Here is a 17666-nt window from a genome sequence, read left to right on the forward strand (position 1 = left end):
AGAATAAAAAACATGATTACATTTGCAGCGCCAAAAAACATGGTGCCATAGCTCAGTCGGTAGAGCAACGGACTGAAAATCCGTGTGTCCCTGGTTCAATTCCAGGTGGCACCACCACCAAAACCCGGACAGTAATGTTCCGGGTTTTTTCATTTTGAGCTGTTTTGGACAGGCTCAGAAGCTAATTTCGACAGGCTCAGACACCTTTATCTTCGACAAGTTCTCAATTGCTTAGTTTGTATTGAGCGTGCATTGCCCTGGCAAAATTGAAAAGAGGCAGCATCACAAAAACTATAGCAAAACGGAAATCAGCCAATAACCCCGTGCCTTCAGGCCGGGGGCAATGCAAAATACAAATGACGCTTTAGCCCAGAAAGGAAGATATTGAAGAAACGAGCTAAAGTCTGAGGATTTCTGTTCAGAATTTTCCGAACCCCGCTCTTAAGTTTTTATCTGCAGAGTTGGTAAATTTTATTTCCATAGTTCATCAAGATCAATTGTGCGGAGATCGCCATCAGGCAGGGGCTGATTTAACTCCCGCCGTCCTCCCCACTATTTTGAATCGAAATAAATTACGTTTTTAACATTTCAACGTTAGTTCGATAAACCATAGCGTTCGTTCAAGATAGCCCAACGTTTATTCATAATATAGGCACATTGACATTTTTTACTGTCAAAATATGATTTGCTAATCTCAAAACACATCTCTACATTTGGCGAATAATTACAGAGCAAAACAAAAGCAATGGGATTTAATAAAAATGACCGAGCGACTTGCATTCCCAAATTCAGGGATGCCCTCCCCAAATTTGGGGATAGCAAAATGGCCGGATTTGGGGTTTTAAGGTACAAAGGTTTGTTGTAACGTTGCAGTGTGAAATTTGGAATATTGGTACGATAAAATAAATTTTTAAAAACTTAATAGTATGGAAAAAAATCATATCATTATCGGACTAGGCGGACGTGGTGGTGATACACTGAAAGCGTTTAAAAAAGTGCTGTACAAAAATTCACTAACCAAAGATGTCGCAGATTCCTACCCGATACAGTATCTCTATGTCGACTCAAGTTCAGAAGACCTCAAAAATGGTTGGGATGATGAATTAGGCGTAAATTACGGTATCGACGACTGGGCAAAAATTAACACAAGGGCAGGAGTAGAGTGGAAAGATATTTTTGAGAATCTTGGGAATTATCCTACTATCCGCCCTTGGTTAGGAGACAAAAGCCATTGGGCTACAATGTCATTAAATACAGAATTGGGGTCTGGACAGCTCCGCAAGCTTGGAAGGGCGTATTTCGCTGCAAGTGTTTTTAATAAGAAAGACAATTCATTTGTAAAAAATCTAGAGGCTGCTTGGGATAAAGTGTGCAAGATTAGTAAATCAGCATCTAAAACTCACTATCATATTCTGGTTGGGCTATCAGGCGGAACTGGCAGTGGAACTATTTTAGATATTATTAGCCTGATATCAAAGCACATCGCTAAAAACAATTTAAAAGAAGACAAAATTATTATTTACGCTTTGTTACCCGAACGAAACGTAAAAAAAGAAAAAGATATTCTGGGATTTTATTACCCCAATGCTTATGCTGCACTCAAGGAAATTAATGCAATAGGATTGCATAGCGAAACAGAAACAAATCCATTGTATTATCAACCTATCGATATTGAAGAATACCAGCACAATAAGGAGGTGCGGATAGAAGCCAATTACACTACTTGTTTTATTTTCAGTAATGAAAACGAAAAAAGCAGGATTATTGATTACGAAAAGGCACTGCCCAATATGATTGCCGATTTTTTGTACCATACGTTAGTCACACTGCCAGATAGCAACGAAGGCCAAAATGCTTACGTTAAACTCACCGAAAATTCAGTAATCGTTTCTGAAACGGATAAATTTACCGGAAAAAAAGAACGGGCTGTTAAATTTGCCAGTGCCTCCATTAAACGAATTGAAATTCCGGAGATTGAAGTAATCGACTTGTACGGAGCAAAAACACTTCAGCAATTCCTCTATCAGCAAAAATATAATAACTGGATTGATGGCAAGGGATACCATAATAAAGAAGGAGAAGATAAAACAACAGACTTTGTTGAAAACAGAAGCAGACCCGATAACTTTCTGCAATTATGTAACATAACACTCGATCAGTTAAGTTTAAAAACACCTCACGACGGCACTGACTTTAAAAACTCAGATGATGAGTGGGATACTATTAGTGAGCGTCTGGCGCAGAATGCCTTAATAGTTTATGACAGTGGTAAAGACAAAAAGCCTATCCAGTATTTTAAAAATTACATGGATGGCTTTTTTAGCACTCAATTTAGAGGAAACGGCATGGGAGTGGAAAAGTACTGGTCAGAAAAAAACAGAGATATTGAACAGCAGAGCGATTATTTTTATCAAAAAATTGAAAGCCATCTCATCGATCTCTGGGTAAAGAAAAGTGACAGGTCTGTTGGGCTGAATGAGATACTAACGATACTTGAAAGGCTTAAGAATGAGATAAAAACAATTTCTACCAGGGCTGCCAATAGGATAGCACATCTTACTGATCCAAACAAATTTGATGTTAAGGATGCCGATTACACCAATGCAGGGTGCAACCAGGAAATAAATAACTGTATTAAGGATTTTGGGAATTTTTTAAAATCGAAAAAAAACACCTTCGAAAAAGCAAGAGGCTTTATTTTAAAACTTTACAAAAATAAAACGGACATTATTGCCTACAGGTTTGTAGTTAATTTGATAGATAGTTTAAATAAAAAACTTGACAAGCTATCGGACATCATCGAAAAGATTATAGAGCAGGTTGGTGCTGCCGAAAGCAAGCTAACCGACATTATCAGTGAAAAGGAAAAATTATTTAAGAATAATAGTAATGATGAATCCTACCACAAGAATAATGTAAAAATGCTATATGAGAATGGTGCAATAGAAAGGGAGTTTGGAATTATTATCCAGGATAAGAACACCTTTAAGAACGAGCTCATAAAATTTAGAAGAAGTGTAATAGCTAATGCTTCCGATAATACGTTTTCTGGATTGCAAAAACAACTTTCGGTCGATTTAATTACAAAGAACTATCTGTACAATTTAAATTCACGGATTCCGGTCATTTATGATGAATTGTCAACAACAGGAAAGATTGAGCAGGATAATAAATTGATTGGCAGGAATGTGTTAAATTACTTTCACAAAGAGTATAAATCGACCGAAGATTTGGAAACGTTTCTGAAGAACATGAGAGATGAAACAGGTGTTTATGCTAAACTCTCGAGCACTAAAGATGATACCCTGGATACCACCGGAATTAAAAACTACGCTTCCGATATCTATGTAATACAGTATCCGGCCTATAATATCGACGATGATGCGGAAAAATTTGAAGCTTCATTTGTAACGTTACTAAACCAGGTTTTTCAAAATCCAACGATTGTTAAATCGACGAATGGGCGTACCAATGAGTTGACTATTTTCAAGGCTAAAGCCAATATGGCGGTCAGAAGTTTTGAAATGGTAAGCGGCATGATGCACGACATGTACCGCAATGCTTTTGTTAAGCAAACAAAAATGGCTGAATTAACAATTCATACCGAAGGTGGCCCGAACGATTATCCTAAAATCGTTCCGCTCAATGATTCCGAAAAAGAAAAGGAGTGGCAACAATGGTTTGATAAGGAAATACTTCCCTATCTGCTTTTAGCCAAGAGCATGGGCTACATCGAGAATAGCAATGGCAAAATTGTTCTTAACCTTGAGCCTGGAAACCCTGTAAGTACAGAGATTTATAAAATTTTGGATTCCAGTGAAAGCCTGTATGACATACGATCTTATTTATTCGATCACGATATAATCAGTGAAATTGATTTGGAGAAGCGATTGTACAATAAAATGCGGGTCAACATTAACAAGGCATTAAGTCAAAAAGAAAATAAAAAGCAGGAGCAGCGGCAGATTTGGATTGAAAACATCAAAAACAGTCTTCTGCCATCAATTCTCGAAAATGACTACGAGGGAGATAAAACCAATACCGAATACCATAAATTTATCAATGCCTATGAAATTGTAGTGTCGAACATCTTAAATATTTAAAACATGTCAAATCAAAACAAACAATACATCTGCAGTAATCTTTGTTGCGAGAATTTTTTTTGTGACTCTAACAAAATACTTATTAATACCAAAGAAGTTATTCCTGGTATTGAAAGCGAAACCTGTTGCCCTAAGTGTAGCATGCCACTAATGGATTATGAGGTTTATCTGGAAGAACAAAAGCAATTGGAAAATAGAAAAAGAAAGAAAATGATTGTAATAGGCCTTTCTGCTGTTTTTATCGTTGGTATTGCGCTTGTCGTGTATTTTTTTCTGATCCCAATGGTTGGCCAAAAAAAGACAGTCTTAACTGAAGAGCCCAGAGTGGAAATAAATGCTGAGCCCATAATTGAAAATGTACAAAAAGTTGAGTCTGCGCAAGAAGATGAGCCTATGCAAGAAGGTGAACCTGTGCCAATAAATGTAGCAAACACCAAGATATTTAATGATGGGAGCAAATATGTGGGAGCATTGAAAAATGGGAAAATGAATGGCATGGGTACGTATTATTATGCCAAGCGACAATTGATTTCGAACAAGGATTTGAAAAAAAGATTTGCTGAGAAAGGCGACTACTTCATTGGAGAGTTTCATGATGATCGGGTTGTATCAGGCAAGCTTTATAATAATGATACTGATCTGAAGGAAGTGATTATTATTGGCCGGTAAAAGACAACGGTCAAAACTTTCATCCTATGAAAAACTACTTGCGCATTGTATTTTTAATTGCTGTTGGCCTAACTGCTTTCAACAGACTCGGGTCTCAAACCTTGTATCCATCCAAAAAGATAATGGAGGTTTACCAGTTATTACCTGCCAATTGCAAGATTGCAATTGAAGAAAAGAAGAGCATGTGTAAATATAGTTATCAGGGGGATAGTTTGCAAATAAACTTTGACTACAACGAGAATTATTTGACCAGTGCAGGCCTTCAAGTTTTCAACAGTCAGGATAAAAAACATTTCCCACCGGTTGTTTACAATTTTGTTGAAATGTTTTTTCTTAAATATTTCCTTACTGATGACCAGAAAGCTTTCTTTGCTGCCAATGATGAAAACAGAATCAAACTCTACATGAATGGCTCAGAGTTGTTGTATAATAGCTTTATCAACAAGCCTTTGATTCTTGACGTATTAATTAATTCTGTCAACAAGTCCTCAAGTTTCAAAGAAGATATGTATCAGTTTCACTTTAACAAAAGCAATTTCGATTTATCGTTTTCTTTTCCGGCTAATAACTTGCTAATCCATTCGATGGACAAAAAAGAAGCTGATTTATTTTTGGCACAATCATTAAAATATTTTGATCCTGGCCAAAAGTTCACCCCTTTGTTTGACACACTGAATTTGACTAAAGGCCCAAACGGAGTATTCTTTTCCAACGAGCGGATTTTGCACAAAGGAGTTAGCAATCAATACTTTTTGCGAAAAGCCGATGATGGATATTCCCCAATTTTTGAGAAAGCATTTTATTGTGAATCATTACAAAATGAATTTTTAGTGGGTTTTGCCGATAATCAGAAAAAACTAAATATTAATCATCAACAGTACGGCCATGAAAATGATAATTACGCACTAACGCTGAAGGATTTTTTACAGTACTTTAGGCAGGATAATGATACAGACCTTTACTTCGGAATTGAAAGTGATGATGAAAAAATGCTCGTTGCTTCATTATTTATAAAACACAAATACCTCAACAGCCTTACTATACTCACGGTGATGACAAATACCAGCGATATGTTTTATCCGGAGGCAACATACAATTGTAAGCTATACTCCAATATTCCCGGTGATAACATCAAAGATTTGTTCGGGATTTATGATGACAATACTTCGGATAAATTCTTCAAAATCAATAGTAGATAATTTATTAAAAAACAGACACGATGAAGATGCCAAACAGAAAATATAATTATCGAACAAGCCTATCTTGTGTTTTTTTAATTATGGCTGTTATTGTTAATAACCAGGGTTTTTCACAAAATCAAGCCCCCACTGAACTGGACATTAAAACCAGCGGTCTGTATTACTATGGTCAAGCAATTGGCGACAATGAGGAAATTGCGAACCTTGAAGCCAAGCAGGAGTTAGTGGCCAACATTATTTTTTCGTCCGAAGATAAATTCGATAGCCAATTACAAACAGATATTCTACTTCAGGGTGTTGAATTCCAATATCTGGTATTCCCGCGAGGCAATCGAATTCGTGCCATTGCATACATATTAAAAGAACAAGTGATTTGGGATGCTAAAAAGGAGACACTGAAAATTGGAGAGGCCATTTTCGCTGAACAAAAAAGTCAACTAAGTCCACCAACTGATGATCAAGCGGGTACCCAGACTAGCCTCCCGAAAAATATTCCCGTTGAAAAAGTTGAACCTGAGGATATCATTATGAATAAAGATGAGGAAGTTCGATCCATGCCTTATGTTGAGGAAGGTGAAGAAAATGACACAAATAATGATTCTGAGAAAGTATTGGACGCGCAGATTGCAAAATCATCTATACCCGAAATTATTCGCTCAGAATCCGACTTAATAAATTTTATGCAGCATAGTGAAAACATACAGAAAGTAGCCCCGGTGTTAACCGAAATGAAAGTTCATGGGATAATTCAATTTGGAAATGAGCAAAGTATGTCCACCCCCAATGCCTACTATTTGCTCTATTTCGATCCAAATACAGGAATGCTTAATGGTTTTTTGGATAAGCCAAAAAATGGCCTTCGCGATGATTTTATTAATAAAACACGAATTCAAGATTTATCAAACTATAAAAATTCGAAATTGATATGGATACTATTCTTTTAAAATCACTGAAACTAATTATTTTGCTGTTAATACCGTTTAACACTGTTTTTGCTCAATACAAAACAAATCTGGTTTTAACAGGGGAGAGTGATAAAGTATTGCTTGAAAAAATGCAAGTCAATGCGAGTGCGGTGCTTACCGAATTTAATTATGCCTTTGCCGAAAACCGTAAAGTACAAAACCAACCGAAAGCAATGTCGGGAAACGCCTATGAGGCTATTCTGATGATGTGGGAGATGAGTCCCTTTCGTTGCTACGAAACGCAGGTTATCGAAAAGATAACACAGTACAACGATAACTACGAAGTACGCAACATCCCTTTGTTTTTTGGTGAAGCTCCCGAGGGTGAAAATTATGAAGAGGTGGTATTGATTTTCGATAAAAGCGGAATCATAGATAATATGTATATATCGATTGGCACAAACAGGGTAGATGGTTTTTTGCGCGATGCCAACTCGGTAACTGATTATCGCCACCGCCAGTACGTAGTTAATTTTGTTGAAAATTTCCGAACTTCTTATAACCGAAAAGACATCGACTTTATCGAAAAAGTGTTTAGCGATGATGCGCTAATCATTGTTGGCCGTGTTGTAAAACAGCAAAAGGGCAACGATGATTTTTTAAAGAAAAACCTCTCCGATGAGCAAATCATCTATTCCCGGAAAAGCAAAGCGCAATATATTAATGGTTTGAAAAACGTGTTTAGCCGCAATGAATATCTAAATATTAAATTTGAAGAAATCGAAGTTGTTCAACACGGTCTTTATCCAGAGTTGTATGGTGTTACTATAAAACAGTTTTGGAATACTACCACTTACAGTGACGTTGGCTATGTTTTTCTGATGATCGACTTTAAGGATGAAGACAAACCTATTATACATGTCAGAACCTGGCAGCCCGATAAATACAGCGATGGACGAGCAATCGAGCAAAGTGAAATATTCAGTCTGGGGGATTTTGGCGATCCTAATCGCAAATAAACTAAATACGCCGATATGAAAAAAAATATCTTAACAATCATTGTAAGTGTTCTCCTTTCAACAGCTTTGTTTGCTCAAAAACTGGAATTTGTTGAAAAGCCCGGCAAGGCTGATGAAAATGCAAAACTAATTCAACCTGAAAAAGTCCTTTTAATTTTCGAAACTGATTTGAATCTTCACTTCAAATCAAGTATGGAAAATTTAAATGAACCAGTCAAGTTTGGGAAAACATATCAGTTATTTATTACTCAAACCAAGTGTATCATTACAATTGCGGATCAGGATGAAAACAAAGCAGATATTTCGTTTGGTAACCTGGGAGCCAATTTTCCCCCTTTGAACAAAGGTGATGTAAAATATTTTGAAATTCTCCTAAGGTATCCTCTTGAATGCATTGATCAAACATTAGACAAAAAGAGGAAAGGTATAATTGATAACCAAATGCTCTATGAAAAAGAAGCACTGGTGTTTTTTACTTTGGATCCACCGGATATGGAGCTGCAATTTTCCAGTACCGAAAAAATAACCGACAAAAAAAATGATCCTGGAGTTTACCGTCTGTTTCTAAAGCCAACTTCTCAAACCCTTACGATAAAGTATTCCAATCTGGACGATACCTATATCTTTATTGAAAATCTGGATGTGAAAGAAGTGCGGTATTATTATGTCCATCTACCCAATAAGTTCAGAAACATACAAACCAAGACTACAGACAAGAGTATTTCAGTAGGTAGCTACCGAATCGAAACCGATCCGCCGGGAGCTGTTATCGAAATGTATGGAAGTCCACCTTTTAATAGAGAAGAAAATAAAACTCCATTCACTTTTGAAGGCTACGAAACCGGATCAAAGATTCTTACACTCAATCTTATTGAATACGAGCCGGTTACCGACACCATTCAAATTGGCTCACGTAAAGTAAATAAATCAAAATACAAATTAATTCCCGAATTTGCTTTTGTAAACCTCAATATTTCTCCCGAGCCACCTTATTCAAAAATCTTTATTAACAACAATGAAATAGCAAACTTTAGAAATGGCCAAGAATATAAAGTTGGTAAAGGGGACGTGAGTGTTGTTGTAAACGCTGATCACTATTATCCCGCCTCAAAAATTATAAATACCATCGCTGGAAAAGTTCACGATGTTAGTATTGAGCTTAAGCCGATAATGGGAACTATCACCATTACCACAAATAATGAAGGAATGGGATCTGATGTTTATATAGATGATTTGCTTGTTGGTCAATTACCCCTTTTAAATTATCCCATTCAAGAATCTGAATATACAATTAAAGCAGTAAATAAATTGTATGTAACTGAAAAAGAGTTTTATTCTTCAAGAATAAAAGAAGACCAGGAAACATCTTTGCAGATAAATTTTGTAGAGAATAAAAGTATAAAAATTATTACTGAACCGGTAAAGGCTGAAGTTTACATTAATGGGGAAAAGATAGGAAATTCTAACCTTACAACAAAACTGGGCATTGGTTCATATAGGATTAGCATTGCAAAGGAAAATTATGATACGCTCTATCAAGTAATCAGTGTCGATCATTCAACGTCAAGTTTTGCATTTAAGCTTGAAAAAAGTAAAATTCCACTGAAACTAAAAAACAAAGGTGATATTAAGGTGTATGTCAATTCTGAATACAAGGGCAAACTAGGTAGCCCTATACTATTGTCCGAAGGAAAATATTCGCTTAAACTTACAAAACAAGGAACTTTTGGAGAGCAAGTTTTCGTTGGTAAAGTTGACTTTCCACAAGTTAATAATAAATCATTACCTATTTATACTGTCAATAAATCAGGACCAACAATGAACATTGTCAGCTATGAATACAATACCATTTCGCATAGTTCAGTAATTTCAGTTTTAAACATGGGAGTATCCGGTTGGATGATGTCTTTATTTAAGCTTAGAATTATTGAAGACTATGAAGGTGGAAAAATGAAAGTACTTCCTTCTATCTTATTTCTCAATAGTGAATTTTCATTGGGAGGTGCTTTATTAAATGGTATCGACATTTCATTAAGTGCTGATTTCGATTATTCATGGAGTATGATAGCTGAAGATAAAGATGATGCTTCTAAAAACAAGGATAAGTATACAAGCATTAATTATTTCTATGGCATTAAATTGCAGTCACGCAACTCAAATAATGGCAGTTTGATAAGCCCCTATCTTAAGTTGGGAATTTTCAATAATTCAAATGCTATCAACCTTGTAAATAATGATTTCAGCTATGGAAGTGACATTAAGTATGGGTTAGGAATGTTTTCCGGCATCTCATTAGGAGTATCTATTATTAACACTGATAATACGATTCTAAGATTATGGAGAAAACCAATTCTATCTAATTTGAGGTACTAAACTTAATAATAAATATTTTTAATACCCTGCCCCACACAGGCCCAAAAAGCGGGGGCGAAACCCGAAAAGCCTTTAGAGTAGGGAGAAATGAAGTTCATTTTATTCATTTAAAATCAACAGTATGAAACGCATATTCAATTTTTACGACAGTTCGTAGACAACAACCTTTAACAACAGGAAAAAGGTTTGCAGCATCCTTTCAAAAAAAAAGCTGTGCCTGCCCTGCACAGGTTAGAAAAGCAGGGGCGAATCCCGAAAAGCCTCATGAGTAGGGGAATTAAAATTAACTAAAATGAAAAAGATGAGTTTGATTGTATTGATGGTTTTGTTAGGCAGTATTGCATTTTCACAAAACGAACCAAAATTCATTTATGCTGAAATTGTTGGAACTGCCAAGTTCATGAGCACCAAAGTAACTATTGAAGTGAGCTTTGGGCAGCAAATGAAAACATTTGCGGATAACAGATTAAAAGATCCGGCAACAGGCAAGGCAATCGTTTTCAAATCGATGATTGATGCTTTAAACTACATGGGAAAACTCGGCTGGGAATTCGCACAGGCTTTTGTAATTACAGAATCGAATCAAAACGTTTACCATTTTTTACTAAAGAAACCGTTCAGTGATTTATCCCCAGAGGAACAAAAGGCTGCAATAGAAAATTAGCTGTGAGTCAATAACCTGCCAATTCAAGCAGGTTAAAGAAATATTACGTATCAATTTAGCATCGATTTGTCCTCTTATCCCAAAGGAATTTACTACTTGAAAATAACCCATCAAGGAATGCTTAGCGTAAAGAAGCTGGTGCTTCAATAATCCCATCCTCATTCAGGCAGCGCGTAATGCGCTGCTTGGAAATTGGGGAATTTGGTGAAATAAAAGCACTAAAGTTGCTGATGAGTTGTAATGCAAAATATCAACCCTGCCCCGCACAGGCCAACAAAGTGGGGGCGGATCCCGAAAAGCCTTTTGAGTAGGGAAAATTAAAACTTTAAAATTTATGGCAGCAGAAAAAATCGGTTCCGTAAAAGGCGGGAAAACGAGAAAAAGTTTTGATGTATTCTGGAATCCATCCGACCGTGCAGTTTATGTAGGATGGGGTGGGAAAGCCAACATCGGCAAGGCCGGTTCTGCCGGCGAAGCAATGCGCAAAGCCGAAGCATGGCTTTATGATAAATAAAAGCAATCCAATTCACAATTTCAATCAACATTTTTATTAATTAAATCTCAACACGTTTATGAAAAAAGTCTTTACGCTTACCACAGTTTTCGCCATCGTGGCGATGATGTTCAGTTCATGTGCCATGCACACCGGTATTGGCATGTCCAATGCTTCGCTGAGCCAAAACAACTTTAAAATTGTAAAATTTGCCAAAGGCGATGTATGTACCACCAAAATCTTCGGGCTGGGCGGTCTGGGTAAACAAGCCCTGGTGGCCGAAGCCAAGCAGGAGCTGCTGGCCAACTACCCGTTGCAGGACGGCCAGGCACTGGCCAATATGACGGTGGACTTTAAAAACAGCTTTATCTTTTTTGTGATCATAACCAAATGCACGGTTACCGCTGATGTTGTTCAGTTTGAATAAAAAGTCTGCGATTATGAAAAACAAAATAACGCCTGCAATTTTCAAATTTTCATTACTAATTCTGCTGCTGAGTTTCGCTTCGGCGGAGCTCAGCGCGCAGGTCACTACCGGCGACTACACCCAAATCCTGCTCAAAACCGGTTACATAGTCAAGGGCAAGGTGACTGCCTTTTCGCCCGGCGAAAGCCTGACGCTGCAGACCATCGATGGCAGCACCATTACTTATCCAACTTCCGAAATAGAGGCTTACGGCAAAGGTGCCAAACCTAAGTCCGGCGGCAGTAGCAGTTCCAGGTCAACAGGATCGCAATTTAACACTGATAATATTCGGCTAATGGCAAATCTGGGCTTTGGTGTGACAGGAGCTACTAAAAGCGATTTGGATACCAAATCAGTTTTTAAATTTCCTTCTCTGCTGGGCGTGGGCATCAAGTACAATGTGGATACAATGATTTCGCTTCACGCCGATCTGAACTACGAGCGCAAAGGCTATAAGATGGAGGATAGATCTTCTGATTTCAAGCGGTCGCTGAATTACCTCACGTTGCCTCTGTACATCGGTGTAAACTTCCCGTTCCAAGACCTGATCATTTTTGCGAACGCTGGACCCTATGTGGGTTTACTGCTCAAAGAAAAAATAAAAGACGATAACTCTACGGGCTACAGTCATTATTACAGCAACCATCGCGCTTTCGACTATGGCTTTCTGCTGGGTGTCGGTATCGAAATCCCGTTCAACGACCAAATTAGTTTTCGGGCAGGTTTGCGCTATACAAGAGGCTTTCGAAAGATAATGGACGGCTATTACTCAGATGTTAAAATGAAAAACAAAAGTTTTAATGCTGTGGGAAGTCTGGTGTACAAGCTTTAGCTTAAAAAAAGATTTAACTATGATTTTTAGTAGTTACAAAAAAGCCACCCTTACGCGGATGGCTTTTTTGTTAGTAGCTGCTTTGAGATTTTAGATCAGACCCTTTTCAGATTTCGAAAGCCATACAGATAATTTTGAGCTACATCCCCTCCCCACTATTTTGAATCGAAATAAATTATGGTTTTAAAAATCTGGCGCTTATTCGAGGAACCCTGACGCTTGCTCAAGAAGCCCCATCGTTTATTCAAGATTTAGGTAAATGGATGTTTCTGCAGACAAAAATATTTTTGGAGATGTCCCAACACCTTTCTACATTTGGCGAAAATTTATTAAGCAAAACAAAAGCAATGAGATTAACAAAAATAACCGAGCGCGTTGCATCCCCAAATTTCGTGGTGCTCTCCCCAAATTTGGAGATAGAAAAATGGCCGGTTCTGGGGAATTGTGTGGTGCAAAGGGTTCGGGTAGTGGTGAAATGAATAACTTAGTGAATACGGAAACAATAACAACTATTTTTATGAAACTTTTAATTCTGACTTTCGCCTTCGTATTGGCATTTGTGGAAGTATCCGCTCAAAACTATAAGAAAGGTTTTAAAGAGCTGGAGGAGAATAATTTCGATGTTGCGGCAGCTCATTTCAATAAAATTATTGCAGAAAATGAAAACGACGCAGTAGCAAATTATGCATTAGGCGTAATTTATTCTGACAGCAGATATCGCGATTTCGATTTACTAACCGCCTTTGAGTTCCTCAATTTATCTGACAATGCCAAAGTTTTCATTCCGCAGAAAACAATGGCAAAGTATGATGGCTATTTCACGCTCGACAAACTTACTTCCGTTTACACTAAGGTCGACACAGAATTGTACAAAAAGGTCGTGCAAAATTTGCAGGATTCCGTGCTGATGAGTGGCTATTTGAGCAAATGTAAGGAATCCACATTCTATGATCAGGTGGTTGTAAGTTATGATGATTACAATTTTGCAAAAGTTGAAAACGCTTTGTCAGTTGACGGCTTAAAAAGTTTCATTCTGAAATATCCGGAGTCCGGTCATCTCGCTGACGCCAATCAACTTTTAAGTGAGCTTGAGCTGTTGGGAAAAATCCAGGAAAAGGGCAACTTGGACGACATACACAAATATTACGACGATTTCCCCAAAGGAAGATTTGCACAAGTTGTCGATTCGATAAATGTTGAAGTTAGCTGGGTGGAGGCCACAAAAGCTCCTACTATCGATCTCCTGCAAAAATATTTAGATGAATTTGGCAGCAGCAAATACACAGATGAGGCAACTGCAAAAATCAAGGAGTTGGAAAAGCAAATGATTACAAATGATATCACCCAATATTTGAGGAACAATCAGGTGCTTAATAAATTTAGCTTTAATCCCGAAGGGGAATTGATGCTGCTTTACCAAAATGTGGTTTATAAAAAATGTAACCTTGAGGGTGACTGCTGGAGCAAGGAATATGGAGATTTTAAAACCAATGCCCTTGCTTTTTCCCTGGCCAGAAATCATGCGATTTACAGAGTGGAAGATGAAAAATCTGTCGGAAAATCATTGGATGGAGGAAACAATTGGATATCTATAAACAATGGCCTGCCTGATAAAATAGCGATTAAATCAATATTCGTTAACCCTGAAAACGATGAGGTATTTATAACTACCGACCGGGGACTTTACCGAACAAAAGACGGTGGATTCTATTGGGATATGTTTTATGAAGGACGCGTCAAACAGATGATAACGTTTCCGGAGTATAAGAACCTCATATTCCTTCTTGTCGACAATACCATTCTATATTTAGCGAAGGATGGCGTTTCATGGATAAACATTCAGATAGTTGAAAATCTAAGAAAGAGCCATCCCGGGACGGGTTTATTGGATATTAAAAACATTTTTTATTTGCCATCTTCAAAGGAGACTAAATTGTTGGCTGCAACAAATCATGGCCTATTCAGCAGCCCTTTCGGTGATTTTGATTCATGGGAGAAAATCAGCGACAATTTTTTCAACGACAAAATAATTTCCTCTATGTATGCGAATGATGAGGAAATTATCGTTGCCACATCTTCTTTGAAGGTGGGCGTAGCAATGAAAAATGAAATTTATAAATCACGCCTGAATCCTCTCTCCTTACAGAAAATAGATGTCGATCTGTCGGCATTTTCTAAAATAACAGGAATAACAAAGTCCTACGATTCCAAAGGATATTTTATCGCATCCGAATCGCGCATTGGATACCTATCCGACGAAGGACTTATCGGCTTAAACTATGGGGTTTTGCCTCATTCCGATATCGATGCTTTTACAGCTACTGTTGGGGATGGAAAGATTTATTTTGCCATGGTTAACAATAACCAGGATATTGATACGGAAAGGTTTGGCGTATGGAAATCGGCCGATCTGGTGACCTGGGAGATGGTTTACACCGCCGATATCCCTTATGAAAACGAAACCGCTAACATTTATCTGTCGCCACACGACACCGATGAGATTTGGATAGTATATGATGATAATCGTGGGCACGACAAATACACGCTAAGCTACAATGGAGGCAGCACATGGCAGGAGCTACGCGACTTTCCTGACAATGCCTATGAAATTAAAAACCCGCAATTTCATCCATTTCGAAAAGATGTGGTTTATTTTCAATCTAAAATAAGTAACAGTAAGCTCATCAGATATGACAAAAGCACCAGCTCAGCCACTGAATTGCGGAAAACTTATGGGTTTTTAATCTCTCAAAATGACGATCAAAAAATATTTAATATCAATGTCGATAATGAGCGTGGTTTAATTTTGGAAGTAAGCTATGACGGTGGATGGACCTTTGAGCCATCGGATTCTGATATAAAAGACTTTTTGCCAGGCGTTTCTTTTGACGACATTCTTAACAAGAGTTCCGTAATAATTAGTCCCCAAATATTTAAAGATGATTGTATCGTTCTAATGGTCATTGACGGCCAGTACGACAATGCCGGAATTAACTATCTTTTAAAATCCATGGATAATGGGAATACATGGGAAACCTTAAAAACATTAGGGAATGCTGCACTTAAGTTCGTTTATGTTGAGCCGAAAAATATCAATGACATTTTAGTCGGAGCAGAATTTGACCATACTTTCGTCTTATCCGACGGCACCACCAACCCACCGGGCTATTACATTTCATATCCCACCATAAGCGGCACCTGGAGGGAACTTCTTCTGCCGGAAAAACTGAGTAATCCTTCCGGGGGTTTTAGAACACATAAGGGTCAGGAAGCCACGCTTTATCTTTACGGAGAAAAAGGTCTGTTTTGCTCTCAGGATGAAATAAACTGGGAGAAAATTGGCGGGATAAAAAATCAGGATAAGAAGAAAATTTTGAATTAATAAACGGAAGCTGAGGCAAGTCATAAACTCTCTGCGTAACAACAATCCGTAAAGAAAAAATCACCCGGTGAATCCTGCCAGGAAAATGCTACTAAGCCATGAAAGCAGAAGTAGCCGTTGGGAAATATTCACCGGGTGATTCGTCCCACAGAAAATAATGTATAACAGCATTGCTGTCGATCAGATACTTTTGTTCTATCCGCTGCGGCTGTTTTTGATGTGAGGTAATGATGATTTGGTATTCCGTTCCAGCACCTAAGCAATTACAAAAAACTCCTACAAAGTCATCCTAATTTAAAAATCAGGCCTAATTTCCAAACCCTATTTGCGACTGAGCATTTAATAATTGCCGTCACACAGGTGGTTTTTGAGCACCATCTTTTCCCCACTTTTTTGAATCGAAATAAACTACGATTTTAACATTTTTATGTTTATTCAAAACGTCCTAACGCTCGATCAATTAGCCAAATAGCTTATTCAAAATCACAAAACATGATATCTCTGCGTATGAAATAGACGTTTGTAAATCTCCTTGCGGTTTCTTAAATTTCTCAAAAACCCTGAACAAAACATAGCGCAATGGCATTAATCAACATGATAAAACGATATGTATTACCAAATCTCGTGATACTGACCCTCAAATTTGGGGATAGAAAAAATTGCTGAATTTGTGGTTTTATGGCACAAAGGTTTGGTGTATGAAAATCGGATAAAATAATTTTGACAACCCTGCCCCGCACAGGCCAAAAAAGCGGGGGCGGAACCTGAAAAGCCTTTAGAGTAGGGAAAATGAAAATCTCAATTATTATGAAAAAGGTAATCACACTATTAGTTATGCTTTTCGTGGTAAGTCTTGCCACAGAAGTAGTTGCGCAAACAATTCGTGCAAGAGCAGGTTTTAATTTGTCAAAAATGCTGATGAAAGATGATGATAAAACATTAAGCAGCGAGGATGAGTACAAAATGCTCCCTGGATTTCATCTTGGTGCAACAGCCGAAATTCCCTTTAGCGATATGTTTTCGTTTGAAACCGGCTTGCTTTTAAGTACCAAAGGGTACAAGTACAAAGATGAAGGAAGTCTTTATGAGACTGAGGGAAAAGTAACTTTGTATTATTTAGAAATACCTATAACCGGAAAAGCCACGTTCGATGTTGGTGGTGTGAAAGTTTATGGTGTTTTTGGCCCTTATCTGGGCTTTGGTTTGACTGGAAAGTACAAAAATGAATTTACCATTGCTGGTATTACAGAGAAGAGTGATGGCGATATTGAGTGGGGTACAGATGCTGAAAAGGATGACTATAAGCGCCTGGATTTTGGTTTAACTGTAGGTGCCGGAGTGGAAATCGACGCTTTCCAGATTGGCATAAACTACGGGCTGGGGCTTGCAAACTTGTCGCCTAACAGCGATAATGGTTATAGACAAAAGAATCGTGTTTTGGGAATTACAATTGGCTATAAAATATTTGCACTATAATTTTTTCAGATGCCTTTAGCCTAAAAATCAAAGTTTAGAAAATCACCCATCGTTTATCAGTGATTTTTAAACCAAAAAAAGCCAC

12 protein-coding genes and 1 tRNA gene are annotated in these 17666 nt (G+C 37.6%); all 13 read left to right on the forward strand.

All coding sequences use genetic code 11. The features are described from left to right. The first annotated feature begins 41 nt into the window (after window positions 1–41). The 13 genes from VFC92_10150 (at window position 42) to VFC92_10210 (ending at window position 17581) form a co-directional block, all read left to right on the forward strand. Window positions 42–117, forward strand: a tRNA-Phe gene (locus VFC92_10150). Between the two features lie 809 nt (window positions 118–926). Next, a complete protein-coding gene (locus VFC92_10155) occupies window positions 927–4103 on the forward strand; it encodes a tubulin-like doman-containing protein (protein ID HZK08550.1) in 3177 nt (1058 codons plus the stop codon). A gap of 3 nt (window positions 4104–4106) precedes the next feature. Next, window positions 4107–4772, forward strand: coding sequence for a hypothetical protein (locus VFC92_10160; protein HZK08551.1), 666 nt, complete (start codon window positions 4107–4109; stop codon window positions 4770–4772). 26 nt (window positions 4773–4798) lie between these two features. Then, a complete protein-coding gene (locus VFC92_10165) occupies window positions 4799–5971 on the forward strand; it encodes a hypothetical protein (protein HZK08552.1) in 1173 nt (390 codons plus the stop codon). A 26-nt stretch (window positions 5972–5997) separates the two neighbouring features. Beyond that, window positions 5998–6915 carry a hypothetical protein gene (locus VFC92_10170; GenBank protein HZK08553.1) on the forward strand — a complete coding sequence of 306 codons (918 nt, stop codon included), beginning with the start codon at window positions 5998–6000 and terminating at the stop codon, window positions 6913–6915. 110 nt (window positions 6916–7025) lie between these two features. Next, window positions 7026–7895: a nuclear transport factor 2 family protein gene (locus tag VFC92_10175; protein ID HZK08554.1), complete on the forward strand. Its 870-nt coding sequence runs from the start codon at window positions 7026–7028 to the stop codon at window positions 7893–7895. A 15-nt stretch (window positions 7896–7910) separates the two neighbouring features. Further along, window positions 7911–10268, forward strand: a complete 2358-nt coding sequence (locus tag VFC92_10180) for a PEGA domain-containing protein (protein ID HZK08555.1) — start codon at window positions 7911–7913, stop codon at window positions 10266–10268. Between the two features lie 292 nt (window positions 10269–10560). Next, complete coding sequence (locus VFC92_10185; protein ID HZK08556.1) at window positions 10561–10932, forward strand: hypothetical protein; 372 nt, start codon at window positions 10561–10563, stop codon at window positions 10930–10932. A gap of 334 nt (window positions 10933–11266) precedes the next feature. Beyond that, window positions 11267–11446, forward strand: a complete 180-nt coding sequence (locus VFC92_10190; protein HZK08557.1) for a hypothetical protein — start codon at window positions 11267–11269, stop codon at window positions 11444–11446. 58 nt (window positions 11447–11504) lie between these two features. Further along, window positions 11505–11852 (forward strand): DUF6567 family protein, encoded by a 348-nt coding sequence (locus VFC92_10195; protein HZK08558.1) that lies wholly within the window; start codon window positions 11505–11507, stop codon window positions 11850–11852. A gap of 13 nt (window positions 11853–11865) precedes the next feature. Next, a complete protein-coding gene (locus VFC92_10200; GenBank protein HZK08559.1) occupies window positions 11866–12723 on the forward strand; it encodes a porin family protein in 858 nt (285 codons plus the stop codon). 259 nt (window positions 12724–12982) lie between these two features. After that, the gene (locus VFC92_10205) at window positions 12983–16105 is read left to right on the forward strand and encodes a hypothetical protein (GenBank protein ID HZK08560.1); all 3123 of its coding nucleotides are present in this window, start codon (window positions 12983–12985) and stop codon (window positions 16103–16105) included. A gap of 807 nt (window positions 16106–16912) precedes the next feature. Beyond that, window positions 16913–17581 carry a porin family protein gene (locus VFC92_10210; GenBank protein ID HZK08561.1) on the forward strand — a complete coding sequence of 223 codons (669 nt, stop codon included), beginning with the start codon at window positions 16913–16915 and terminating at the stop codon, window positions 17579–17581. Window positions 17582–17666: the final 85 nt, after the last annotated feature.

The sequence above is a fragment of the Bacteroidales bacterium genome (assembly GCA_035647615.1).
GTDB lineage: Bacteria > Bacteroidota > Bacteroidia > Bacteroidales > 4484-276 > SABY01.

Coding starts and splice junctions, on each gene's coding strand:
- VFC92_10155 (HZK08550.1), top strand. CDS start 927: ATGGAAAAAAATCATATCATTATCGGACTAGGCGGACGTGGTGGTGAT.
- VFC92_10160 (HZK08551.1), top strand. CDS start 4,107: ATGTCAAATCAAAACAAACAATACATCTGCAGTAATCTTTGTTGCGAG.
- VFC92_10165 (HZK08552.1), top strand. CDS start 4,799: ATGAAAAACTACTTGCGCATTGTATTTTTAATTGCTGTTGGCCTAACT.
- VFC92_10170 (HZK08553.1), top strand. CDS start 5,998: ATGCCAAACAGAAAATATAATTATCGAACAAGCCTATCTTGTGTTTTT.
- VFC92_10175 (HZK08554.1), top strand. CDS start 7,026: ATGCAAGTCAATGCGAGTGCGGTGCTTACCGAATTTAATTATGCCTTT.
- VFC92_10180 (HZK08555.1), top strand. CDS start 7,911: ATGAAAAAAAATATCTTAACAATCATTGTAAGTGTTCTCCTTTCAACA.
- VFC92_10185 (HZK08556.1), top strand. CDS start 10,561: ATGAAAAAGATGAGTTTGATTGTATTGATGGTTTTGTTAGGCAGTATT.
- VFC92_10190 (HZK08557.1), top strand. CDS start 11,267: ATGGCAGCAGAAAAAATCGGTTCCGTAAAAGGCGGGAAAACGAGAAAA.
- VFC92_10195 (HZK08558.1), top strand. CDS start 11,505: ATGAAAAAAGTCTTTACGCTTACCACAGTTTTCGCCATCGTGGCGATG.
- VFC92_10200 (HZK08559.1), top strand. CDS start 11,866: ATGAAAAACAAAATAACGCCTGCAATTTTCAAATTTTCATTACTAATT.
- VFC92_10205 (HZK08560.1), top strand. CDS start 12,983: ATGGATGTTTCTGCAGACAAAAATATTTTTGGAGATGTCCCAACACCT.
- VFC92_10210 (HZK08561.1), top strand. CDS start 16,913: ATGAAAAAGGTAATCACACTATTAGTTATGCTTTTCGTGGTAAGTCTT.